The organism is Deltaproteobacteria bacterium, from assembly GCA_040223695.1.
GTDB lineage: Bacteria > Desulfobacterota_D > UBA1144 > Nemesobacterales > UBA2774 > JAVKFU01.
In genome coordinates this window covers 1-24,435 of sequence record JAVKFU010000006.1, presented here as the reverse complement: position 1 = coordinate 24,435, position 24,435 = coordinate 1, and the positions used below count along the sequence as shown (strand labels likewise).

At 51.2% G+C, this 24,435-nt stretch carries 21 protein-coding genes; 12 read left to right on the top strand and 9 right to left on the bottom strand.

Features of this window, described 5'->3' with window-relative positions; genetic code table 11:
- Nucleotides 1-9: 9 nt before the first annotated feature.
- The 3 genes from hisF to RIG61_00355 are packed head-to-tail and all read right to left on the bottom strand — an operon-like array spanning nucleotide 10 to nucleotide 2,150.
- Complete coding sequence (hisF, locus tag RIG61_00365) at nucleotides 10-768, bottom strand: imidazole glycerol phosphate synthase subunit HisF (protein ID MEQ9617609.1); 759 nt, start codon at nucleotides 766-768, stop codon at nucleotides 10-12.
- Entirely contained in the window at nucleotides 768-1,490 is a 723-nt protein-coding gene (gene hisA / locus RIG61_00360; protein MEQ9617608.1) for a 1-(5-phosphoribosyl)-5-[(5-phosphoribosylamino)methylideneamino]imidazole-4-carboxamide isomerase, read from the bottom strand. Before hisA ends, hisF begins: the two co-directional genes overlap by 1 nt.
- Nucleotides 1,491-2,150: a hypothetical protein gene (locus RIG61_00355; protein MEQ9617607.1), complete on the bottom strand. Its 660-nt coding sequence runs from the start codon at nucleotides 2,148-2,150 to the stop codon at nucleotides 1,491-1,493. It lies immediately after the preceding gene.
- Between the two features lie 128 nt (nucleotides 2,151-2,278).
- On the opposite strand from RIG61_00355, the gene RIG61_00350 reads away from it, so the two are divergent.
- From RIG61_00350 to RIG61_00335, 4 genes are all read left to right on the top strand, one after another.
- The gene (locus RIG61_00350) at nucleotides 2,279-2,692 is read left to right on the top strand and encodes an EVE domain-containing protein (protein MEQ9617606.1); all 414 of its coding nucleotides are present in this window, start codon (nucleotides 2,279-2,281) and stop codon (nucleotides 2,690-2,692) included.
- Between the two features lie 43 nt (nucleotides 2,693-2,735).
- Nucleotides 2,736-3,695, top strand: a complete 960-nt coding sequence (gene meaB, locus RIG61_00345) for a methylmalonyl Co-A mutase-associated GTPase MeaB (protein ID MEQ9617605.1) — start codon at nucleotides 2,736-2,738, stop codon at nucleotides 3,693-3,695.
- A gap of 696 nt (nucleotides 3,696-4,391) precedes the next feature.
- Nucleotides 4,392-6,101 carry an NAD-binding protein gene (locus RIG61_00340; GenBank protein MEQ9617604.1) on the top strand — a complete coding sequence of 570 codons (1,710 nt, stop codon included), beginning with the start codon at nucleotides 4,392-4,394 and terminating at the stop codon, nucleotides 6,099-6,101.
- 308 nt (nucleotides 6,102-6,409) lie between these two features.
- Nucleotides 6,410-7,126 carry a protein-L-isoaspartate(D-aspartate) O-methyltransferase gene (locus tag RIG61_00335; GenBank protein ID MEQ9617603.1) on the top strand — a complete coding sequence of 239 codons (717 nt, stop codon included), beginning with the start codon at nucleotides 6,410-6,412 and terminating at the stop codon, nucleotides 7,124-7,126.
- 104 nt (nucleotides 7,127-7,230) lie between these two features.
- On the opposite strand, the gene RIG61_00330 is transcribed toward RIG61_00335, so the two are convergent.
- Nucleotides 7,231-8,232: a LysM peptidoglycan-binding domain-containing protein gene (locus RIG61_00330; GenBank protein ID MEQ9617602.1), complete on the bottom strand. Its 1,002-nt coding sequence runs from the start codon at nucleotides 8,230-8,232 to the stop codon at nucleotides 7,231-7,233.
- 194 nt (nucleotides 8,233-8,426) lie between these two features.
- Here RIG61_00330 and RIG61_00325 point away from each other — a divergent pair, with 194 nt between their 5' ends.
- The 7 genes from RIG61_00325 (at nucleotide 8,427) to mce (ending at nucleotide 16,349) form a co-directional block, all read left to right on the top strand.
- Complete coding sequence (locus RIG61_00325) at nucleotides 8,427-9,914, top strand: Rne/Rng family ribonuclease (protein ID MEQ9617601.1); 1,488 nt, start codon at nucleotides 8,427-8,429, stop codon at nucleotides 9,912-9,914.
- An 80-nt stretch (nucleotides 9,915-9,994) separates the two neighbouring features.
- Entirely contained in the window at nucleotides 9,995-10,750 is a 756-nt protein-coding gene (locus RIG61_00320; protein MEQ9617600.1) for an Ig domain-containing protein, read from the top strand.
- A gap of 122 nt (nucleotides 10,751-10,872) precedes the next feature.
- On the top strand, nucleotides 10,873-11,586 hold the full coding sequence (locus RIG61_00315) for an ABC transporter ATP-binding protein (protein MEQ9617599.1): 714 nt from the start codon (nucleotides 10,873-10,875) through the stop codon (nucleotides 11,584-11,586).
- A 26-nt stretch (nucleotides 11,587-11,612) separates the two neighbouring features.
- Complete coding sequence (locus RIG61_00310; protein ID MEQ9617598.1) at nucleotides 11,613-14,177, top strand: FtsX-like permease family protein; 2,565 nt, start codon at nucleotides 11,613-11,615, stop codon at nucleotides 14,175-14,177.
- A gap of 85 nt (nucleotides 14,178-14,262) precedes the next feature.
- On the top strand, nucleotides 14,263-15,327 hold the full coding sequence (locus RIG61_00305) for a lipocalin-like domain-containing protein (GenBank protein ID MEQ9617597.1): 1,065 nt from the start codon (nucleotides 14,263-14,265) through the stop codon (nucleotides 15,325-15,327).
- 129 nt (nucleotides 15,328-15,456) lie between these two features.
- A complete protein-coding gene (locus RIG61_00300; protein ID MEQ9617596.1) occupies nucleotides 15,457-15,879 on the top strand; it encodes a thioesterase family protein in 423 nt (140 codons plus the stop codon).
- A 41-nt stretch (nucleotides 15,880-15,920) separates the two neighbouring features.
- Nucleotides 15,921-16,349, top strand: coding sequence for a methylmalonyl-CoA epimerase (gene mce / locus RIG61_00295; GenBank protein MEQ9617595.1), 429 nt, complete (start codon nucleotides 15,921-15,923; stop codon nucleotides 16,347-16,349).
- A 50-nt stretch (nucleotides 16,350-16,399) separates the two neighbouring features.
- Here the strand turns inward: mce and RIG61_00290 are convergent, their stop codons facing one another.
- The 5 genes from RIG61_00290 to RIG61_00270 all read right to left on the bottom strand — a co-directional run bounded on the left by RIG61_00290 (nucleotide 16,400) and on the right by RIG61_00270 (nucleotide 22,451).
- Nucleotides 16,400-17,740 carry an SLC13 family permease gene (locus RIG61_00290; protein MEQ9617594.1) on the bottom strand — a complete coding sequence of 447 codons (1,341 nt, stop codon included), beginning with the start codon at nucleotides 17,738-17,740 and terminating at the stop codon, nucleotides 16,400-16,402.
- 231 nt (nucleotides 17,741-17,971) lie between these two features.
- A complete protein-coding gene (locus RIG61_00285; GenBank protein MEQ9617593.1) occupies nucleotides 17,972-18,370 on the bottom strand; it encodes a DNA polymerase ligase N-terminal domain-containing protein in 399 nt (132 codons plus the stop codon).
- A complete protein-coding gene (locus RIG61_00280; protein MEQ9617592.1) occupies nucleotides 18,354-19,118 on the bottom strand; it encodes a type III pantothenate kinase in 765 nt (254 codons plus the stop codon). The genes RIG61_00285 and RIG61_00280 overlap by 17 nt, the downstream gene beginning before the upstream one ends.
- Before the next feature lie 78 nt (nucleotides 19,119-19,196).
- Entirely contained in the window at nucleotides 19,197-21,449 is a 2,253-nt protein-coding gene (locus tag RIG61_00275) for a glutamine amidotransferase (GenBank protein ID MEQ9617591.1), read from the bottom strand.
- A gap of 42 nt (nucleotides 21,450-21,491) precedes the next feature.
- A complete protein-coding gene (locus RIG61_00270; protein MEQ9617590.1) occupies nucleotides 21,492-22,451 on the bottom strand; it encodes an aminopeptidase in 960 nt (319 codons plus the stop codon).
- 118 nt (nucleotides 22,452-22,569) lie between these two features.
- On the opposite strand from RIG61_00270, the gene RIG61_00265 reads away from it, so the two are divergent.
- Nucleotides 22,570-23,571 carry an LLM class flavin-dependent oxidoreductase gene (locus RIG61_00265; GenBank protein ID MEQ9617589.1) on the top strand — a complete coding sequence of 334 codons (1,002 nt, stop codon included), beginning with the start codon at nucleotides 22,570-22,572 and terminating at the stop codon, nucleotides 23,569-23,571.
- Nucleotides 23,572-24,435: the final 864 nt, after the last annotated feature.

The window sequence follows — 24,435 nt, the reverse complement described above, 5'->3', positions numbered from 1 at the left end:
AACATGAAATTACATCCTGACCGATATTCCCTTCGAGTCCAGAAATTCCTTGGCTTCACTTATCGTGTATTCCCCGTAATGAAATATGGAGGCGACCAGAACCGCGTCCGCTTCCCCTCCCACGACCCCGTCCGACAGGTGCTCCAGATTTCCCGCGCCGCCGGAGGCGATTATCGGGATTGAAACCGCTTGAGATATAGTCCTTGTGAGCGGGAGATCGTAACCCGATTTAGTTCCGTCCTTGTCCATGCTGGTAAGTAATATTTCGCCCGCCCCGTTGTTTTCCATCTTCCTTGCCCATTCCACAGCGTCGATTCCGGTCGGGTTCCTGCCGCCGTGCGTATAAACCTCCCACTTTCCGTCCGATACCGCCCTCGCGTCTATCGCAACCACTATGCACTGGCTGCCGAATCTCTGGGCGGCCTCTCTCACAAAGTCAGGATTTTTAACCGCCGCCGTGTTGATTGAAACTTTATCGGCGCCCGCGAGGAGCAGCTCTCTTACGTCGTCAAGAGTCCTCACCCCTCCGCCTACAGTGAGCGGTACGAACACCTCTCCCGCAGTCCGCTCCACGACATCGATCATAGTCTTCCTTTCTTCGTGCGAAGCCGTGATGTCGAGAAAACAGATTTCATCCGCGCCCTCGTCGCTGTACTTCCTGGCGATCTCTACCGGGTCTCCGGCATCCCTTAGGTTGACGAAATTTACCCCTTTAACGACCCTTCCGTCCTTTACGTCAAGACACGGAATTATTCTCTTTGACAGCATTATGAGTACCTTTCTATTGCGTCTTTAAGCTCTATTGTTCCGGTGTAAATCGATTTTCCAAGTATCGCGCCGTAGAGTCCGAGCCCTTCGAGAGGCGCCAGTTTATCCAGGTCCCCGGTCGTAGCGATTCCCCCCGAGGCTATTACCGGGAGCGGGGACTTTTCTATGAAATCCCTGGCCGCTTCGATATTGATCCCTTCCATAGTGCCGTCCCTGTCGATGTTCGTATTCAGTACCAGGGAGACGCCGATGTTCCGCAGGCCTTCGAGCACCTCGTCCGTGTCAGCGTCTATTACCTCTTTCCACCCCTTGACCGCGATCTTTCCGTTCTTCGTGTCTATGCCCACGGCGATTCTTCCGGGAAACTCCCGGCAGGCCTCCCTCAAAAATTCCTCGTCCGAAAAAGCGGCTGTTCCGATTATTACTCTCTTAACGCCGATGCCGATGTACTCCCGCACGGTTTCGATATTTCTTATCCCCCCTCCCACCTGTATCGGGCACGAAGCCGAGCCTGCGATGTTTTTTATTACCTCCATGTTCCCGGGCTCCCCCGAGAAAGCCCCGTCGAGATCGATCACATGTATCCACTCTGCCCCGCAGGCCTCCCATTTCCGGGCGACCTCGGCAGGCTCTTCCGAAAATACCGTTTCAGTCCCCTCCTCTCCTTTGAAGAGTCTCACGCACTTTCCGTCCTTGAGATCGATAGCGGGAATGATAATCATTCAGTTCTCCGTCAGCAGGTACTGGTTAAATTCCGAGGCGGCCTTTCTGGCCCCCTCCTTGGCAAGCTCGTCAGCGGTAATCCATTTACCGCCCCTTTTGAAAAATTTATCTATCTCGAACAGGTTTTCGAGGAGCGACTTCTGCGTTTCGGTGAAATAAGTCTCCCAGAGTATGGTCCCGTCTTCCGCATCCAGAACCTGGACGCTGAACGCGACCGAAGCGGGAGACTCGACCCCCAATTCGGAACCTTCTCTTTCCCTGTACTCTGAAATCACGCCCGTCATGACGGCATCGACGTTTAGTTTCTTCCCGGCGCTGACCGCTATGTCCCTGTAATAGGAGAATTCCTTTTCCGACTTTATTTGCGCATATGCCGCTTCTGATTCCTGAAGGGGGGTAATTTTTATTCGGCCTGTCTCTCTTATAAGCGCGTCGTAGAGCGAAACGGTCAAGAACCTTTCGTTTGTCGTGATTTCTTCCTCCGGTTTTGTTTCCGCGATACCGGATTTGGAGGTGAAGGGTATCAACGCGAGGGCCTTGATCTTTTCTTTCTTGATGGTTTCCGTTGCTTCCGGTTCCTCGATTTGACCATAGGCTTTCGTTTCGTTGAACGCCGTGAGGTTCGGGCAGCAAACAAAGATAAATACCAGTATATACATGACCGGAATGCGGTTAATGATTTCCATCTGCTAATAAATATACAGTAATATACGGTTAGTAAAAGAACCCTGTAACGGAGCGGGCCCACGAATTTGAATTATCCCCCGTTTTCTCCATAATAATCGGGATGAACTATTGGCTTGTGAAATCGGAGCCTTTTAAGTACTCATGGAACGACTTCGCAAAGGACGGCCGCACTTACTGGGACGGAGTCAGGAACTATCAGGCCAGGAATAACCTCAAGGCTATGAAGAAAGGTGACAGGGTGCTCTATTATCACAGCAACGAAGGCCTTGAGGTCGTGGGCGTAGCCGAAGTCGTAAAGGAGTTCTATCAGGACCCCACGACGGAGGATGAAAGATGGGTAGTAGTTGACCTTAAACCGGTCAGGGCTCTCAAAAGGTCAGTGCCGCTTTCGGAGGTTAAAGAGGAGAAACGCTTACAGAACATGTCTCTTATAAAACAGAGCCGCCTTTCCGTAATGCCCGTTAAAAAAGAGGAATACGAGCTTATCGTACAAATGGGCTCCGGCAAGCGGTAGTCTATTTTGACAATCAACCCCAGCCGCATTATCGTATCTCCCGATGCCGCTTTCCGAAAATGAACTAGGGTTAATCGACAATATGCTGCAGGGTGACCGCGCTTCGCTCGCCCGCCTGATTACCCTTGCCGAATGCAGGCATCCCTCCACTCCCGGGATACTGAAAAGCCTTACTTCCAAAGCCGAAAATGCCTATATTATCGGCGTAACAGGCCCTCCCGGAGCGGGGAAGAGCACTATCACGAACAAGCTGATTCAGCTCTACAGAGAAGCGGGTAAAAAGATAGGTGTTCTTGCCGTTGACCCCTCGAGCCCCTTCAGCGGGGGCGCTATACTGGGCGACAGGATACGCATGCACGACCACGCACTCGACGACGGCGTATTCATTAGGAGCATCAGCACTAGGGGCACTCACGGCGGGCTCGCCAGGGCGACGAAGGACATAATCAAGCTCATGAGCGCCTACGGGATGGATTACGTCATTGTCGAAACCGTAGGGGTAGGGCAGACAGAGCTCGGCATCGTAGGCGTCGCGGATACGGTGCTCGTCGTGCTGGTGCCTGAGGCGGGGGACGAGGTTCAGACTATGAAGGCCGGCCTTATGGAGATAGCCGATATATTTGTAGTGAATAAAGCGGACCGGGAGGGAGCACGGCTCCTTTCAAAGGAGATACAGCAAATCGTGTCGCTAAAATCCGGGGGCTGCGATTGGGTTATGCCGGTCCTTCTTTCAAGCGCCATCCGAGACGAGGGAATCGATGAAATACAGGAGCGGATTGAGGAGCACAAAGCCTATCTCGGCGAATCCGGCGGGCTTGAGATAAAGAGGGAAAGAAGAAGGGAAGAAGAATTTTCTGAAATTATCAAGGAAGTGCTTGAGAATAGCGTTGCTGATGTAATGCGTGACGAGGAAGTGAAAGAGATATTCTCCCGTGTACGGGAAGGGGAGCTCGATCCATACGAGGCCGCCCGGCTTGTATTAGCAAAAATCGCAGCGTCATAATTTATTTTTGATTCGTTGCCAATGTCTATACGACGAATGTACTGCTCCCCTTTTTATCAATTTCTGTTTAATCACTAAACACGCACCTGTAATACTATTTCACGGTTCTAAACCATTATAAAGGAACGAACGCGATCCGGAAACAGTTCTGAGCGGATGAAGCGAAGCAATTTCCTCCCCCATTACAGAGGGGAGGATTAAGGAGGGGGGCGAACTCCTCCAATATAACCGGCGGACACACACACGATGTGTGTCTCTATGATTTCTACTCGACACGCGTGCAGCGGATGCCATTCGCCCGCTCGTCCTGAGTCCAATCGAAGGACGGCATTTTTTTATAAACACACACTATGTGTTCTTTTCAGGAAGCACACGGAATCTTTTCAGAAAACACACTATGTGTGTGTGATTTTTTTATCAGTGGAAAGAAAATATCTTCTGTCCGCCGAATGCGTACCCCATCCATGCATATATCCTAACCTTGAGCCATCAATTTCCTTCCCCATTACAGGGGGGAGGACTAAAGTGGGGGCTTTTACCATTTGTCAATTTAACCGACTGTACATAGAGGCTTTCCGATAATTCAAATATATAGGTTATAATTTCTTTTAAGTAGTAAGTTTTCTGAGAACGGGTATTAAAACTGGTATATATTGAATCTTAAAAGGGTGGCATGCACAAAGAACTGTGTAATCCATGAAGTTTCTTAGCACTCAGCTTTCCTACTTCCTGACTGACCGGCAAGTGAAGCGGAATGTCCGCGCGCTGCTGAAATACCTGGCGTTTTTAATCGTTGTCGTAGCGGTTTATTCCATCATATTCCACCTGATTATGCTCCATATAGAAGGAAAAAACTATTCCTGGATTACGGGCGTCTACTGGACTTTAACCGTGATGAGCACGCTTGGCTTCGGAGACATTACATTTCACAGTGATGTGGGAAGGATTTTCAGCATGGTCGTACTGCTTTCCGGCATCGTACTACTTCTCATAGTTCTCCCATTTGCTTTTATCCGTTTTTTCTACGCGCCCTGGCTTGAGGCGCAGATACGGATGAGAGCCCCGCGCAGCGTTCCCGATGAAACGAAGGGACACGTTGTGATATGTAAATACGACACAATGTCGCCCGAGCTGATTAAGAGACTAAAGGTTATAGGAGTTCCTTATTTCGTCATTGAGCCTGATCCTCACGTAGCTGCGGGTTTACATGAAGAGGGCGTATCTGTGGTCGCGGGCGAAGTCGATAGTAATAAGACCTATGAAGCCTTGCGCGTCCCCCATGCGCGCATGGTGCTGGCTAATAGAGAAGACACGGTCAATACAAATATCGCTCTCACCATTCGAGCGGTCGCACCGGACGTGCCCATTGTTTCAATTGCCAACTACGAGGACTCGATTGATATTCTTGAATTCAGCGGCTCCACACATGTACTGCCTCTAAAAAAGTGGCTGGGTGAACAACTGGCGAATCGCATAAAGGCGGTTCGAGCACAATCACACGTGGTCGGCAGATACAAAGATTTGCTCATTGCCGAGCTGCCTCTTCATAACACGCCGCTGTCGAACCGCACCATAAGGGATACACGGCTGCGTTCGAGAACGGGTATAAGTATAGTTGCCGTATGGGAACAGGGCGTCTTGCTGCCGGCTCATCCTGATGTTCTACTCTCCGATGCGTGTGTCCTCACGGTGGTTGGAACAGCCTCGCAGCTGAGTGAGCTCGACAGCTTGCTTGCTGACTATGATGTCAATCCTAATCCTGTCCTGGTGATCGGCGGAGGTAAAGTAGGGCGTGCCGCAGCGCAGGCACTCAAAAATAAGGATATCCCGGTGCATCTGATTGAACGTGATCAAAATTTGCACAGGCGTATAGCGGAGATTCTGGATGATATCTTTATCGGGGATGCAGCCGATCATGCATTGCTCATGCGAGCCGGTCTGCGGGAAGCCCCGTCTGTGCTGCTAACGACGAATGACGACGCTATGAATATCTATTTAACGTCTTACTGCCGCCATCTCAACCCGGAACTGCATATAGTAAGCCGCATAAATTATGAACGGAATATGGAATCCATTCACCGCGCAGGTGCGAATTTCGTGCTCAGCTCCGACTCGCTGGGCGTTTCAGCCTTTCTTTCTCTTCTCCAAGGCAAGGAGCTTGTGGTCCTGGGAGAGGGATTTGACCTGTTCTATGTTTCGCTGCCCGGCTCGCTGGAGGGAAAAAAACTTGCCGAAAGCGGCATTGGCGCACACACGGGTCTTAATGTGATTGCGATTCAGCAGGATGGTCATGTAGTGACCAATCCTCCCGCCTCAACAACTCTTTCAGCAGGTTGTGAACTGGTTATGCTCGGAAATGCGGACCAGCGGGAAGAATTCGCGGAATTATATGAAATGACCGGTTAATTTTAATCGGCTTATGAAAGCCCTACTATCTGTTCCATCTAAAGAGAATAAGCAAATAAACGAAAAGGCTCGGGTGAAACGGAAAAAGCAGAAAGACAAATAAAACTTGAGAGCCAGCATAGCAACACAATATGATGCCTAACCCACAAGAGCGGATTTACTCGGTGGCTCTCTTGATTAAAAATGGTACTCATATTGGGTCCTAAACGTTGTGTTTGGGTTTGTTATCTATACAATCACGTAATTTATAACAAGTACTGGTTTTATGCGTTGTTAACCGTAGCCCGCTTGATGTATTCTTCTACCATATGGAGCTCGAATTATTTTTCCCGTCAGTTTCCTTTCTTCTTTTCCTCCTGTCGAAGAGCTCTCCTCCCGGGGACGGAAGCGACCCGGATGCGGGGAGACGCTGGGAGATGGTGGAGAATCAGATTATCTCCCGCGGCATAAGAGACTCAAGCGTAATACAGGCCATGTTAAAAGTGCCCAGGCAGGAGTTCGTTCCCCGGGAGCACAGACAGGCGGCTTACAACGACAACCCGGTCCCTATTGGGAGGGGAGTAACGGTTTCCCAGCCCTATATAGTCGCCCTCATGACGGAGCTGCTTAGACCCGTCCCGGGTATGAAGGTGCTCGAGGTCGGCACAGGGTCCGGCTATCAGTCCGCCGTGCTGGTGGAGACGGGATGCGAGCTTTACACGATCGAGATTCTGGAGGATATAGCGGAAAGGGCGCGCAAAATTCTCGATGATCTCGGTTACTCCGGAATCCGCTATAAGATCGGCGACGGTTATGAGGGATGGGAGGAGCACGCTCCCTTCGACGGAATTATAGTGACCGCCGCCCCCGGCCATATTCCCCGGAAGCTCGTCGAGCAGTTAAAACCCTATGGAAGAATCATAATACCCGTCGGGGAGGAAAATCAGGAGCTTCTCCTGATCGAGAAAACCGAAGAGGGGATTGTAACTAAAAGGATAACGTCCGTACGCTTCGTACCCATGACCGGAGAGCCGGAAAAGGAGTGACGTCCGGAAAACGTTAAGGAATCGGATTAAGCGGTATCCGGCAGCGAGTAATTCGCATGCCGGGATTAGGGTCTTTTCTTATTAAATGCCGGAAAGCTAAAAAATCAGATATCCAGGCTCACTATATTGCCGAGCTCTATTTGTCTTGAGCTATCCGTTATTATTCCCGTGGCGCTCTCTTCCTCGACTTCGAGTATCACCATCTTCCCGATAAGGGTGCCCGGAATCACCACCCTTTTGTTGGCGTCAGGGTCATAAACCTTTCTGGGCAGGGTGTATATTGAAAATGTATTGCCGGGTACTACCGAATAGACTTCTCCCGCGTCGATATACACTACGTCTCCCTTGCCGCTCAGGGCCGTATTGTTTTTGTTGTCCACTATAAAGCCGTCGACCCTTTGCTCGCCTTTTCTCAGGACCACCTCTTTTACAAACGGCTCCTGTGGCCGTATTCTCGCCCCTCTGGTGATTTCCACATACGATGAAGTGATGACAGCGGTCGATTTTCTCTTGCCCAGTACTTCTATAATCTCGAGCTCGCCCTCGATCTGAACCTTATATCCTATTCTCTGTCCATTGAGGGGATGGAGCACCGGTTTCGAAGTCCGGAATATCGTGAATTTGTCCCCCGTGCCGACGCCGTTCTTCGAGCCTACGTTCGTATAAACTATATCGCCCGTGCCCAGTAACAACTTAGGAGGCTCCGATGTGAGTACCGTGCCCATGTGTTCCCACTGCTTCCGTGTAATAAACCCTTCTGTGCCCCCTCTCGAATAATAATAGACCGGAGGAGGCGGTTCTATGTCCTCGAATGATACCTTGTGGGCTTTCGGCTCTACCTTCACCACAGGTATGTCGGGCGGCTGGGCCTTTAGCGATATAACGTCTCCGGGATATATGAGATTGGGGTTGTCGATATATGGATTTATCTCCCATAGTCTCGGCCAGAACAGCGGGTTCCCGAAAAATTTGCCGGAGATCTTCCAGAGAGAATCGCCCGGTTTAACAATATAAATAGTTGTGCCGTCCTTGGGTTGTGGAAGGCTGCCCTGGGCCAGAGCCATTCCCGTCAACAGAAATACAATTAAGAAAATTCTGAAATGCATCCTCTCTATCCTCCGTTAAAGCCGTTATAACTGCCGAGCCGGACCGCCTTAAACGCAGCGTATTTCAATTTTACACTTGTTTGTATAAAATTAAAAGAGATAAATAACTCTATTAAGCTTTCATATAGACAACTTATATACTATACTTAACAACGCTTATAAGGTTTGATGAAAGGCGGTTTCCAACGACCGGTATGTATAATCAGATACTGATTAATATTACGTTCAATGAAACCAGGGTCGCGGTGATTGAAAACGGCTCGGTGGCCGAGCTCTATGTAGAAAGAAAATCCACCCCTCGTATTGTCGGAAACATATACAAAGGAATAGTGGGGAAAGTGGTGCCCGGCATGCAGGCCGCCTTCGTCGATATAGGGCTTGAAAAATCCGGCTTTATATCGGTTGAAGATGTTCACGAGGATTCGCTTTTTGATTTTTTTCTCGAGAACGGAGACACGAGCGGGCAGGGCGCGAAGCAGGATAAAACACTTATACAGGATATTCTCAGAGAGGGGCAGCACGTTCTTGTTCAGGTCCTGAAGGAATCCGTAGGCGGCAAGGGCGCCAAGCTTACCTCATATATTGGAATACCGGGGAAATATACAGTCCTCCTCGGCTCCGCCGATATAGTTGGTATTTCCAGGAAAATAGACGATGAAGAGGAGAGGGAGAGGCTCGGCGAAGTCATCCGAGATATCAGGCCAGAGGGTATAGGGTTCATTGCCAGAACGGCCAGCGAGGGTATTTCGAAAGAGGAGCTGGAACAGGACACGAGGGAGTTAATTAAAATCTGGGAAGACGTAAAGCGGAAGAGCGAAGAGAAAAAAGGACCGTCTTTGCTCTATGAGGAACCCAGGCTGTATATCAAGGCTATAAGGGATTTTATATCCGCGGACATAAAAAAAGTGCTGGTTGATTCCGAGCCGGTTTACGGTGAGATAACCGATTATCTCAAGCGCAATTTCCCTGACGCGGATATGACCGTCGAGCTCTACGAGGACCAGGAACCTCTGTTCAGAAGGTTCGGGGTGGAGAGTGAAATAAAGAAAATTTTCAGTAAAAAGGTATGGCTCAAGTCGGGCGGCCATATAATCATAGACGAGGCCGAGGGGCTTACCGTAGTGGATGTGAATACGGGCAGGTACCAGAGCGGAAAAGACCAGGAAGAGACTATCTATACATTAAACCTCGAAGCCGCCACTGAGATTGTAAGGCAAATCAGGCTCAGAAATCTTGTGGGTATTGTCGTTGTGGATTTTATCGATATAAAAAACAGGCAGCTCCGCGATGAGATATATGAGGCTTTTGTCGAGGCGCTCAAGCAGGACAGGGCCAGGTCCGCCGTTCTTGAGATGTCCCAGTTCGGCGTAATACAAATGACCCGTCAGCGTATCAGAGAGAGCCTGTTGACCGAGCTTGCGGAGCCGTGTCCGAATTGCGACGGCGTCGGTCTGCTCAAATCCAGGCACACTGTCTCTTACGAAATCATCAGGGATATTAAATACCACGTCTCAAAACCCCATGTGAAGAAGATCCAGGTGCACGCGGATCCCGGTGTGATACAAAGGTTAAAGGAGTCCGAGCTTCAAAATCTGAAACAGCTCGAAAAGGAGAGCGGCATCAAAATCGGTTTTAAGTCGGTTGACGGTAAAGTCGGGAAATACGAGCTAATCGTTAATTGACCAGTGAGGACTGTATTTGATTTTCAGTCGGCATTATTATTAGTGTTGAGGCTGTGCTCGGAATGAACGACGGATCATCAATGCGAATTTTTTTCACGTTATGTATTTTTATAATCATGCTCTTTTCTTCAGGCTGCGGCGACGAAAGTCAAAAAGCGGTCGAAGCGGGCGTGGATTCGCCCGAGGCGACCCCGGAGGCGCCTTCGTTTTCGGAGGATGAGCTCGCCGGGACAACGCCCGTTTACGATGATTACGATTCATCCGTGCCGTCATTATCCCGGGTAGAGGCGATAAAGGTTGTTACACTCACCGAGAATCCGCGAGACGGCTTTAAGGCCGAAGTCGTTCACTCCGGGAACGAACCCGATGATACGAGCTTTTTGTATGACTGGAAGCTGAACGGAGATGATATAACGGGCGAAAGCGGCGAGGAGCTCGAATGGCGCGATGAATTTAAAAAAGGGGATACCATAACGGTCTCAGTCACGCCCTACAGCGGTCTCGGGCAGGGCGCCCTGTCGGCAGAGGGCAGCTTCAGGATACCCAACTCTCCGCCCGTTATAATCTCAGAGCCGGGGGCTTCTTTTGAAGAAGGCGGGTTCAGCTACACGGTCATGGCGGAGGACCCTGACGGAGACCCCGTCGATTTTACCCTCCGGAACGCCCCCGCGGGTATGACGATGGAGCCCGCTACGGGTCTTATCCGTTGGGAATACGGAGGAGAAGATGCTGGGGACTATATTGTTACAATTATCGTTTCGGATTCAGAAGGCGCTCAGGCCGTACAGGAGCTCACGCTGTCGATAAACCCGGATGAGGAATCCGCCTTTCAATAGATCCTCCCGCCGCCGCTTTTCCTTGAAAACAATCGTCTAATCATTACCCTTAATATTCTGTGAGTTATGGCGCTCCCAATCATAATCCTGACCTCTCACAAGGGATTTCAATACGTCAAACTATGAAAGAAGCTAAATTGCGATTAAAAGGCGTGAGCAAGCATTTTGACGAAGGCGGAAAAAGGGTCGATATACTCGAGGACGTCAATGCCGTGGTTTACAACGGGGAGCTTGTGTCTCTTCTGGGAAAAAGCGGCTCCGGCAAAACGACGCTCCTTAACATAATCTCCGGCATAGACTCTGCCGACGAGGGAGAGGTGCTGATAGGGGATACTTCGCTTTCAGATATGACCGAGGAGGAGCTTACTTTGTTCCGCCGGAGCCGTATAGGGCTTGTTTTCCAGTTTTTTCATCTCATTCCGACTCTCACCGTAATTGAGAACGTTACGCTCCCAGGGGAGCTAAACGGCCTCGCCCGCGCGGAGAGCCGTCGGAAAGCGGCGGGGCTACTCGAAAGGGTAAACCTCGTTGAAAGGAGTAACTCCTATCCCGACCGCCTGTCGGGGGGCGAGCAGCAGAGGGTTGCCATAGCGCGGGCGCTTATCAATGATCCCGACCTTATTCTGGCGGATGAGCCCACGGGCAATCTGGACGAAGACACCGCGGGCGAGGTCCTGTCCCTCCTCCTCAATCTGGTCCGGGAGTCGGGTAAAACGATGATAATCGCCACTCACAGCGCCGAGATAAAGAGTTTCTCCGATGCCGTTTACACGATTCACAACGGGAGGCTCATTCCGGTATCAGATGACAAAGATTCCCGTGTCCTGCGAACCTGAGCGTAAAATCGGTCAGCAACCTTAAAATGAATTTTTCACTCTTAAATGTGAGTATCGGCTACATCTCGAAGCACGGACTCCAGAGCTTCCTGCTCGTTCTGGGAATCGCGCTCGGTGTGGCGTTGGTAGTGTCGGTGGACCTTGCGAATCAGAGCGCGAACCGTTCGCTCGCCCTCTCGACGGAAACCCTTACAGGCGGGTTTAGTCACAGGATTACCGCCGACGGTTCCGGTATAGAAGAGCGGTTATACCGCGAGCTGACACTGGTGCCGGGTGTCCGCGCTATCTCCCCTCACGTTGAGGGTTATGTGAAAGCGCCCCCCCTTGACGGCAGGACATTCCGCATCCTGGGCATCGACCCCCTGGCGGGCGCGGGTCCCGGCAGAGGCGAGCGGAGCTACATGGAATATGTCCCCGAAGGAGCACTGGATGAGCTATTAACAGAGCCCGGCGGGGTGCTTGTCTCGGGTGATATTTCTAGTAAATACGAGTTGGATGTCGGCACAACCCTGGAGCTTGAATACGGAGCGGACACGATCGCCGTGCGTGTTATAGGCATTATTGATACCGGAGAAGAGAGCGTTCCCGAAAGTCTGGGCGGCGTTTTTATCGCCGATATTTCCACCGCTCAGGAGCTTCTCGGCAAGATCGGTCTTCTTACTTACATAGACATTGCCGTCGATGAAGACACGCCTGAGGGGAAAGCTGCGCTCAGCCGGATAAGGGAAATTCTGCCTGCGGGCGCCAGGGTCGAGCGTCCCGGCAATTTAGCGGAATCCACCAGAAGCATGACAAGGGCCTTTGAGCTCAACCTGCTCGCGCTCAGCCTGCTCGCGCTCTTTGTAGGCGTTTTCCTTATCTATAACACGGTTACTTTCTCCGTTTTACAGAGGAGGGAAATGTACGGCACGCTCAGGGCCCTGGGCGTAACGAGGCGGCAGGTCTTCGGTATGGTTTTGTCCGAAGCGCTGGTAATCGGTTTAATCGGCGCCCTTGCCGGGCTCGCTCTGGGCGTATTACTGGGACGGGGTATAGTCGGTCTCGTTACGAGGACGATAAACGATCTTTACTTCACGCTCACCGTAACGGATTTCACGGTTTCCTATTACACCTTACTCAAAGGACTATTATTAGGCGTTGCCGCTTCCGTCTTTGCCGCCCTCATACCGGCTGCGGAGGCTTCCGGGGTCAAGCCGGCGGGCGCCTTCCGGCGCTCTCTGCTGGAAAGCTCTCTCCTTAAATCGATTCCGGTTTTAAGCCTGATCGGTATAGCTTTGTTATTACTCGGCGTTTTCGCTATATACCTGCCTGGAAGCGGCCTCGGTCTGAGCCTCGTATCGTTATTCCTGATACTGCTCGGGTCATCATTTCTTGTCCCTCTCGCTACAAACCGGCTCACCCGTTTATACTCGGTTCTTCTGAGAAGGGCGGGCGCTGTCTACCGTATGGCCCCCGGGAATATCATCCGTTCCATAAGCAGGACCGGAGTCGCGATCGCCTCACTCACAATAGCGGTCTCGGTAATCGTAAGCGTAGACATAATGATAGGCAGTTTCAGGACAACCGTTGCGGACTGGCTGGACTATACCCTGAACGCCGACATTTTTATCTCGATGCCCTCGGGAAGCATAAGCGGCGACGCGGGAATAGACCCCGGCATTATAGACAGGCTCAAAGGGGTTCCCGGTGTCGATAGAGCGGCCACCGTAAGAAGGGTGATACTCAATACCCCCCGTTACGGCCGCCTGAATCTGGTCGCCGTAACCGAGGATGTGGGAATAAAGAACAGAAAGTTCCTCTGGAGCGAATCCGGGGGAGCCGATCTCTGGAAGAAGATGCAAAGCGGCTCCGTACTTGTTTCCGAATCCTTCGCCAACCGTAACGGTATAAAACATGTTCCGGGGGCGGTTGTGGAGCTTCCGACCGACAGCGGGTCAATGGAGTTCAAAATTTCCGGCGTCTATTACGATTACGGCGCTCAGGGGGGAATAGTGCTAATGTCCGACGAGCTCTACCGCGAATACTGGAAAGACAGGCTAATCACCTCCGTCGCCGCGTTTGTTTCCCCCGGCTCTGATGTGGGAAGGGTTATGGAGGAAATGCGAAATTCGATTTCGGGACGATACAATCTGACCTTAAGGTCGAACAGGGGACTTAAGGAATCCGCGATCGACACTTTCGACCGGACTTTCACCATAACGACCGCTCTTCGAATACTCGTCGTAATTGTCGCTTTTATCGGAGTGCTCAGCTCGCTGATGTCCCTCCAGCTTGAGAGGGCGCGAGAGTTCGGGGTGTTGCGGGCGCTCGGTGTGACCGTCTCACAACTGAGAAGGATGACGTTTCTCGAGAACGGTATTATAGGACTGACCGCGGGTATGCTCTCCATACCTATCGGCGTGGTTCTCTCCCTTATACTTATTTATGTTGTGAATCTCCGTTCGTTCGGCTGGACGCTCGAATTTTCCGCCGAGCCCCGGTACTTTATAGAGGCCCTTGTGATAGCCCTTGTAGCGGCCGTATGCGCCGGTATATATCCAGCCTTCCGAATTGGAAAACTAAACACGGCTTCCCTCATGAGGGAAGAATAGGCGCTCGATCATGGTTAAAATAAAATTGCGCTTCTTAATATTATTCTTTCTGCTTGCCTCGGTTTTGGGGGGAGCGTGGATTTTAATGAAGAGACCTGAGCAACGGGCCGCTCCCAAGCTGGACGTGGCCCGGATGCTTTCGGAAGACGGAGCGGAGGGGTTCGAGAGGGCTTATGAAAAACGCCCCTTCGTTTTTCCGGAGGACTTCGGGCCGCATCCCGAATTCCAGACTGAATGGTGGTACTACACCGGCAATGTGACCTCTCCGTCCGGCAGGCGCTTCGGATACCAGCTTACGTTTTTCAGAAGGGGGCTCAGTCCGGAAAACCCTGATAGGGAATCGAAGTGGGGGACGAACCAGGTTTACTTCGCCCACTTCGCGCTCAGCGACATACGGGAGGAAGAATTCCATTCGTATGAACGGTGGGGGAGGGGGAGCATGGGGCTTGCCGGCGCCGCAGCCGGGCCTTTCAAGGTATGGGTGGGCGAGTGGTCGGTCAAAAAGACAGGCGACCTCTACGAGCTTGCCGCGAATGCCGAATCGGTCTCAATCGACTTAAAATTAAATCCCTTAAAACCGGTTGTGCTTCAAGGGGATGAGGGTCTCAGCCAGAAGAGTAAGGAGCCCGGAAACGCCTCCTATTACTTTTCTCAAACCCGCCTTGAGACAAGCGGCACTGTTTCCGTAGAGGGCGGGGAATATGAGGTCCGGGGTCTAAGCTGGCTTGACCGCGAATGGAGCACGAGCGCGCTCGGGCCCGAGCAGGAGGGGTGGGACTGGTTTTCCCTTCAGTTTGATGACGGCCGGGAACTGATGCTTTACCGGCTGAGACTGAAAGGCGGAGGTATGGACGCGTCCTCCTCCGGGACACTCGTAAGCGAGGACGGATCGGTAGTCCCATTGAGCGCGGACGAGTTTGAGATCGAGGTCCTCGACAGATGGAAAAGTCCCGATACCGGGATCGTGTACCCCTCCGGATGGCTGATTAAAATTCCCGGTCTCGGAATGGAATTTGCTGTTACCCCATATCAGGCCGGGCAGGAGCTCCTCCTCTCGTTTGTATACTGGGAGGGCGCTGTCGGTGTATCAGGCGGCGGGCTCGAAGGGAGCGGGTACGTAGAGCTCACCGGTTACGGGGACAGCTTGTAAACGACCGCGTTCCGGGCTTTTTACATATGCAGAATATTAATTCGCAGGTATATTTAGATTGTCCTATTATTGTATAAGGACTATGTGTTCAGTGCAGGATCATTATTTTATAATCGTCAGGGTGTCATTATGAGAAAATCGTTTCAGACCGGGATGTTCATAGAAAAAAAGATAGAGACGAAGCCTGAAATGGCGGCTTCCCGCTTTCATGAGAACTCGCCCCGCGTGCTGTCGAGTCCTTCGCTCGTAACTTTCATGCAGACGACATGCGCCGATCTGATGGCCCCCTTCCTGGACAATACGGAAATGGTGGTCAGCGTCAGGATCGAAATGAGTCATTTCGCCTCCGCCCCGATCGGATCTCCAATAAATATCAGGGCCGAGATCGTTAAAATAGAAGGCGATAAGGTCTATTTCAAGATCGAAGCCTATGACGACGTGGAGAAGATAGCGACGGGATATAATGATATGTACATTATCAACGAGGAAAGGTTCAAGAAGGGCATCAGAAGAAAGCAGCAATTTCAGTCCCCGAAGGCGGAGACGGGGTAATTCAGGGCTCGGATTTCATACGGATAGACGGAGTGAATCAAGTGGGTAAAGGCATCCTTCAAAACCTGTATCACGTGGCGGTCGCCGTTAACGATATCGACGCGGTGGAGAAAATTTACGAGACCGCGCTCGGTCTCAGGGTAGAGCACAGGGAGGTGGTGGAGGAGCAGGGAGTCAGGACTTCCATGCTCGTGCCGGAGAAGGGAGGGACGGCCATAGAGCTTCTTGAGCCTCTCGACGAAAACTCCCCGATTACCAAATTTCTGGACAAAAGGGGAGAGGGTATTCACCATATTTGTTTCATGGTCGATGATATAGAGTCTGCTCTCGAGAGGCTTAAAAAAGAAGGCGTGAGACTTATAGACGAGACCCCGCGTCCGGGCGCTTACAATTCAAGGGTAGCTTTCATACACCCCAAAGCCGTAAACGGAGTGCTCATAGAGCTCGCCGAGCTCTCGGAGGATGAATAATTTTTCAAAGCCGAAGTGTGCTCCGGTCTTCTTACTCCCGGCCCCGCGGACTATTTCAAGAAAATATAGCCGACGACCGATATCACCACCGCGAAGATAATATTTAAATAAAGCCCCGTTTTTATCATTGTCCTCTGCCGTACCTTCTCGGTCCCGTAGACGAGCGCGTTAGGCGGAGTCGCCACAGGGAGCATGAACGCGCACGAGGCTGCTATCCCCACGCTCAGCGCGATAGTCCTGGGCGAGGAATGAATCGTCTCCTGACCGAGCGCCAGAAAAATCGGGACCATTATTGCCGCGCTTGCGGTGTTGCTCGCTACCTCCGTAAGGAATATCATGAGCAGCACCGAGCCGAGAATAAGCGGAAACGGACCGTATACGGACATATGGGTTTCCACAAGCCCCGCCAGATAGCCGCTTGCGCCCGTCTCCGATAAGACCGCGCTCAGGACTAGCCCCCCGCCGAAAAGAATCAGCACGCCCCAGTCCGTAAATCTTTGTATCTCGTTCCATTTTATGGTCCTGAAAAAGACGAGGAGGAAAATCCCGAAGAGGGCCACTATGGAGTCGAAATCCCCTTCTATTCCTAGCATTTTAGAGATCGGTCTGCTGAACAGCCACAGCGTGACGATGACCAGGAATATAAGACCCACCTTGTACATATCCCTTGTTTTAGGGGCGTTGATGTTGCCTGAAGGCTGAATATTTCGCTCGGGGAGGGCCGGTTTAAGCACGTAGTAAAGGACTGCGATCATAATCGGCATCAGGATTGCCACGATAGGTGCCCCCACCGCTATCCAGTCCCTGAAGCTGAGTCCGAGATTGGCGGCGGTTATCGCGTTTGGGGGGCTTCCTACAATGGTCCCGATCCCCCCTATATTTGCCGAATACGCGACCCCCAGAAGTATAAAGGCGTCCCTTGAGGGGGAGGGGTCTTTAAAATTCGATATAATTCCGAGCGCCACCGGAAGCATGATCGCGGCGGTAGCGGTATTGCTTATCCACATGCTGAGGAGCGCCGTCGATAAAAATAACCCCAGAATCGAATAGAGTGATTTCTTGCCCGCGGCCTTCATTATCCGCCCCGCGATAAGCTCATCGAGGCCGTGTTTGTGGAGCGCCGCGGCGAGCGCGAACCCGCCCATGAATAGAAATATGACCGGATTGGCGAAGTGGCTGAGCGCCCCCTTCACGTCCAGGATTCCGGTCAGTACCGCGAGAATCGGCGTGAGCAGCGCGGTTACGGTAAGGGGAACAGCCTCGGTCAGCCACAGGGCGGCTATGAAAAATAAAATGGACAGGCCTTTGAGAATTTCTTTTTCTACGGGTAAAAGAAAGTAAATCGCGAATGAAACCAGGCCGCTTAAAACTATAACAAGATTCTTTTTCATTACGGAACCGGTCGGATCCAAGCTCGGATCCGATTAAATCTGCTTAATATTAAAAATGGGTATATATGACATTAGCATCTTAGAATACACGCCAGGTTATTGCAAATAAAGGGAAAACGGGTGCTTGAAATGGAAGGACCCAGGGGAGTGTTAATTCGGGGGAATTAACAGGCATGAGCAAACAGGCAGAATCTATAAGAAACATATGGAGGAGATAAAAGATATACGCGATTATGAATTTCCCCTGATTCTCTCAATCACCCAGAGCCTTCTTTTCGTCCATCTGCCCCAGCCCGGAAGAAACAAAAGATAATTACCCCGGAATTTCTCTCCGCCTGCTTTTATGACGAGCTTGAATTTCTTGGATTCGACAACTTCGCAATCGCCTCTGTCCCAGAGCTCCGATGCCCCGCCGCCGTATCTGTCTTCCGGGGCTCTCGATGACTTTCCGCCCGCATCAACCTCATCATGATAGTCCTCCTCTACCGCGATTCTCTTCTCCCCGTATTTTTTCGGAATGCTGTTCGGGATAATCCAGTGCCTTCTTTGCCCGTTCCGAATGAGCACAAGATCGAAGTGAGGCTTTTCCGTTTTATGTTTTCGTACTGCGAATTCAGGTATTTCTCTCATATATGAGTTTGAGTCCCCTGAGCGCGAGGAAGTCGTCCACTGTCTCGATTGTCCTGCTCTCGGGAGCTATAAGATGCGCGATTCCCCCCGTGGCGAGAACGTGAGGCTTCGTTTTCATCTCGGATTTTATTTTTTCCACTATACCGTCCACGAGCCCCGCGTACCCGTGCACAAGCCCCGACTGAATGCTCTCGACTGTGGTCTTTCCGATTATGCTCTCGGGCTTTAGTATTTCCACCCTCGGCAGTTTGGACGCTTCCCTGTAAAGGGCGTCTGCGGAGATCAGGAGCCCGGGCGTGATCACCCCTCCCATATATTCCCCTTTCTCCGATATGCAGTCGAAAGTAGTGGCCGTGCCGAAATCGACTATTATAATGCTCTTCCTGTATTTATCGAAGGCGGCCACGCTGTTCACTATCCTGTCGGCCCCCACTTCCCTGGGGTTGTGATATAATATCGGCATTCCGCTCTTCACCCCGGGGCCTATGACAACAGGGCTTACATCGAAATAGATTTTTAGGGCATCGAAAACGGTTGACTGTATGTGCGGCACGACGCAGCAAATCACCGCTCCGGTCACCGATTTTATATCTATCTCCTTTAACTCCATCAGCTTTCTGAACAATATGCCGTATTCGTCGGCTGTCTTTGATTTGTCCGTTGCGATTCTCCAGTGGCAGGCAATTTTACTGCCCTCGAATATACCGAAAACGATGTTCGTATTGCCGATGTCAACCGCAAGCAGCATATCTTTTATCTCCCGGTCTCTCTTAACTCTCTTTTTTTATTAATTTCGAATGCGGGTTCGTCGGGCGGAGTCCCACTTTTATTTGAGACCCCACCTTCTTCTCAAAAACCAGTCAGAGAATAATAATGCCATTATCAGGAGAAAAAATACAGGCTTGTCCCACAGCGCTACAGTCTCGTAACCCGTTATGGTTTTCTTTCCGGAGCGGTCTATTTTAAGCTTCTCGGGATCGTCTTTTACGTTGATATAGCTCCCGCCCGTCCCGGAGGCTATAGATCTTAAAAGTCCCGTATTCGCGGTAGGTCCCCGCACTTCCCTATCGGGAGGGATGACAATAAACGATATCCGTCCGGGTTCGGAATCCGCGTGCGGTCCCGTGTCCCCCGCTCTGTCCAGCGATACGCCGTATGTTCCGGGCTCCGGGGCCTCTATCCGCCCGGTATATCTCTCGGAGGATACCTTCTCGGGAGTAATATCGATTTTGCTCCCGTCCGGGAGCGTCAGCAGAGGCTTAATTTCGACCTCGTCCTCTTCGAGGTTCAGCACGTTTATTTTTAATTCGGGGTTCTCTCCCGGATTGTATATGGCCTTATCGGTTTCAATGCGTATATCATCGAGCTCCGGGTCGTTTACGAACCAGAGAAAGAGCCTGTTCCAGAATCTCTCATAATGAGGGGATACGTCGCCCTCGCTTCCCTTTACAAAATTCCATTTCCATGAGGAGTCCGAGAGGAATGTCCCGACCTTGCCCGATTTAACCTTGGCCACGGCAAATATGGGCTCTCCCTCGGGAGAGACAAGAAGCGGCACGGCTTCGGGGTTTAATCCCTGCACAATGTTAAATCCCTCAAGCTCCGGCATATTGTTCCACTGTCTTTCGTTCTCCTCTTTATTCGGAGTTATTTTCATTATCGGGTGGTTCTTGCCGGCGATTGTGAGCTTGGGGTGAAATGTGTCGTCGCTTATTGTTTCCGACAGTGTGCGGGGCAGGTAATCGAGCTCTACGGGCAGAATCTCGGAGATCGGAGTCCTCCCGTAATTGCCGCTGTCGAAGCTCTTGCTCCCTCCTATCATCAGAAACGCCCCCCCGTCGTTAAGCACGTAGTCCTTAATGCTCCTCAGGTGAAATCCGAAGATGCCGTAGGGCTGGAAATTAAAGTTCTGGAATATAACGATGTCGAATGTCCCGAGCTCGCTTCCGAATATTTCGTTCACCGGGAAGGGTATGAGGCTGAGCTCGTTTTCCGTGGCGAATACCAGGTCCGAAGGGTCTCTCAAGATGAAGAATGAAACGAGGTCGATATTCGGGTTCCGCTTGAGCGTCTTTCTCAGGAACCTTACGTCCCAGGACGGGCTTCCCGCCACGTGCAGCACCCGGATCTTATTTATTATCACGTCCGTATAAAAGGACTTCTGGTTGTTCTCGTGTACGAGCTCGTCGGATAGAACGGGGATCGATACGGTATAAATCTTTCTCCCGAGCGTTATCGGATTAATCCCGAACTCCACCTTTCCCTGTTTAGAGGCGGAGTCTATCGGGGCCTCTTTTATCGAAATCAGTTTATCTCCCTCGTAGAGGGACACGGGAATTTTCATTCCGCCCCTTTCGGCGGATTTAACGACGACCTCAACGGAGTAAGGGTATCTGAGAAAGGAAACCTCGCTCGAATTTATTTCATCGACCCAGAAATCATCCGTTCTCTCCTCTGTAACCGCTCCCACCGTATTAATTCTTACTCCGGAGTCCTTCAGGTTTTCACCGGTGTTTTCGGACTCGTCCCCGTTGTCTCCCCCGTCCGATATCAGAATGACTTCGTCGAGCTCCCCCCTTTCGGCCCTGTTCCTTAGCTGGCCGACCATCCCGCTTAAATCCGTGTGTATGCCTTCGGGCGTCTCCCGCAAGATCGATTCCGGAGTCACGGGCTTCAGGCTCTCATCGAAACTGTAGTAGTCCACAAAAAAGTTCTTTTCAAGACCGGTGAAGAAATCGTTGTTCGTTTCCAAAAAGCCTCTCGCCGCTTCTATTCTGGACTCGCCGCTTCTGTCTCCAGCGAGATTCATGCTCCACGAGCCGTCGACGAGAACCGCCAGGTTTCTCTTTTGCTCTTTATAACTTTCTATTCTCAACGCGGGGTTCATCAGAATTATCGAGATTAGAATGAACGCCGTAATATGGAGCGAGACTATCGCGGCTTTCCTTCGCGCGCTTCGCAGGTGCCTCACGCTTCTGAGAGAGCCGTATATGACAATCAGAAAAAACAGGATTAATAAAACCCATTCCACCGCGCCTGGAGGGTTGAGAAAAACGAGCTTGCTTACCGCTTTGTCCATTAATTTAAATTTACCACAAGGGTTGGGGGTTTTCTTATAAAATCATATTATAAGAAGCTTTCCGTTTTTCATTATTACCGCATCGTCAACCACCACCGTCGGGTTCATTACCACTCCGTCCAGATGGCTCGCGACCCTCACGGTACCGCCCATGCTTTTGTTGTCCCCGAAAGCTATGTGTATTGTGCCTATCGCTTTTTCATCCTCGAGCACGCTTCCGGTGATAAGAGCCTTGTCATGGGTTCCGATGCCGAGCTCGGCAAGGTTAAAAGCGGGCTTCCCGAAGGGCTCCATTATTGACAGCAGCTTCTCGGCCCCTTTCCCTCCTGTGATTTCAGTGGCGAATCCCTCCTCGACCTTGACCCTGATAACTTCATTGTCGAGCTTCCCCACCCCCGCCATGGAGCCGTCAAAAACTATAACCCCTTCTGACTTCCCTTCGAGCGGGGCCACGTAGGCCTCTCCCGCGGGCAGATTGCTGAAATCCCCCCGGCTGTGATTTAATCCCGTGTCCGAATTCCCCTCTCTCCCCTCGATCACGAGATTAATGTCCGTTCCCTTGTCCGTTGTGATTTGTACCCTGGAGCCGCGGCTTATAACCCCGGCCAGCTTATCGCTCCTCTCGGCGATCTTCTCGTAATCGGCGTTAAGAGTTCTGACCATCGTTTCCTCCGTAATTCCAGGCAGTGTAGCGATCCTTACGCCCGCCTTGCATGCGTTTCTTCTTGAGTCCGTGTGGCTTAAAGATTTCGACGTGGGTATCAGTACCACGTCCATTAGCTTCATCAGCTCGGCCACGGGCGCAGGCGGCTCCTCGCCGTTAGATTTCCTGGGTATTATCTCTACAATCACCGCTTCCGCTTCCCCGTCCCGGGCCGCTTCCCACAGGGCGTATCCGATTTTTCTCAGCGGCTCGTCCGTTATAACGAGCACGTTCTCCCCCTCTTTCACAGCCATGCAGTCCCTTACAGCAATATGCGCAGCACTCATAAGTTTATCCATTCGACAGGCCTCCGGTATATCGCGTTTTGAGCTCACTTATTTAGACATTATAATAATGCCCTATGTTCTACTCCGCTGTAAACATTATGCGCAAGCTAAATAATCAATATGAGCAGATATGAATAAAATCGGTATCGTTGTCCCTTACTGGAGCGATATTAAAAAAGAAGAGCTCATCGAGGTAGCGCGGCTCGCCGAGGAGCTCGGGTACCACTCCCTCTGGGTTCCCGAGATGTGGGGGAGGGACGCGTTTTCAATCCTGGGTCTCCTGGCTACTTGCACGAATAAGATAAAACTCGGCACCGGCGTAATACCGGTCTATAGCCGCACGCCCGCTGTCATCGCCCAGACTCTGGCGACGCTCGATGAGATTTCAGGCGGCCGCATGATGCTCGGCCTCGGTACGAGCGGTCCTGCGGTAATAGAAAGCTGGCACGGCCTTAAATTCGAGAAGCCCCTTCAGCGCACGAGAGAATATGTAGAGATAATAAAGATGATTCTCGATTCAAAGAGGGCTAATTACGAAGGGGAAATATTCTCTCTGAGCGGTTTTCGTCTCCAGTTCAGCCCTTTGAGGAGCGACGTCCCCGTTCTGGTTGCGGCCATCGGGCCTAAAAACATCACGCTTACTGGGGAGGTCGCGGACGGATGGATTCCCTTCATGATACCCGTGGAGCATATAGAAGACGCAACAGAACATCTCCGTCGAGGCGCTCGGTCAAGGGGAAGAGAGCCTGAGAAAATTATGATATGCCCTTATGTCACGTCCCTGGTGTCAGAGGACGCGGATTCGGCGAGAAGCGCCGTTAAAGAGCATATCGCCTACTACGTGGGCGGGATGGGAGCGTTTTACAGGGATACAGTGAGCCGTTACGGTTTCGGTGACGAGGCGCGCGTCATATACGATGCGTGGAAGAAGGGCGGCAGGAACGATGCCGCAGACGGTGTGAGCGGCCGCATGCTCGACTCCCTGTCGGTTTCAGGCGACGCCGCGCACGGCAAGTCGATAATAAATGAGTACTACAGACATGGGGTCGATTTCCCCATTCTTGTTTTCCCCCCTAAAGCCTCGCGTCCGCTTGTGAGAGAGACGATCCTCGGTCTCGCTCCCGGGGGCTAATCCTTGTCTTTGATTCCCTCCCTTGAAAAAGGAAACGATTTTGAGCGTGCAACGAATTCGAGAATGCAACAGTTTTGAGCGAGTGAAGAGCTGGTCGACCTTGGCTAAATGCAAGAATGTGCTTGAACTTCGGACAAACTTTCTGAAAACGAAACATTCGGACACCTTGAGCTGAGTGCAACATTGTTGATGTTCCTGGGAACGTATTGTGTAATCCAAACAAATCGGACAACCCCGCCAAAGGCATAGAGGTTCATTAACTCCATGCATTGCTTACTTGTAACCAAAATAGGGTGGATTTTATCAATTGGTATCATTTTAAGCACCTGCTAGTTCTGAGCACACACACGTGGTGTGCCGCTCATATACGATTTCTGCGGACAATGTCCGCTGATACTCGATTCTTCCTATCTCCCCAGCCTGATCGATTATCTTCTTCCGTTTCGTTACTCTCGAATACAAACACATGTTATGTGCCGCTCATATACGATTTCTTCGGTGCTCCTCCGAATATCACCAGCAGCCGACAAAGAACCCAATCATCCTGAGCGCACACGAAGTGTGCAGTCGAAGGATACCCCCCTTCTTCCCTACTCCTCCGCATACTCCTACCCTGTACAATACAGTTCCTTCCCCCCAAATTGGGGGAAGGTCAGGATTGGGGACAGCTGCGATGAATAAGAGCAGCTGGACGCCTTCACTTACCTTGCGCCGTATAACCTAGAGAAATCCAGTCCTTAATCTTTAGCAGTCATTCTGAACACCGATTCAGGATCTCGTCTTTTTCCTTTCCCGACATTACAGAAATTGCGTTAAAAAAATAAATTACGGAATCGTAAAAATATTTTAGGGTACGATCCCGAA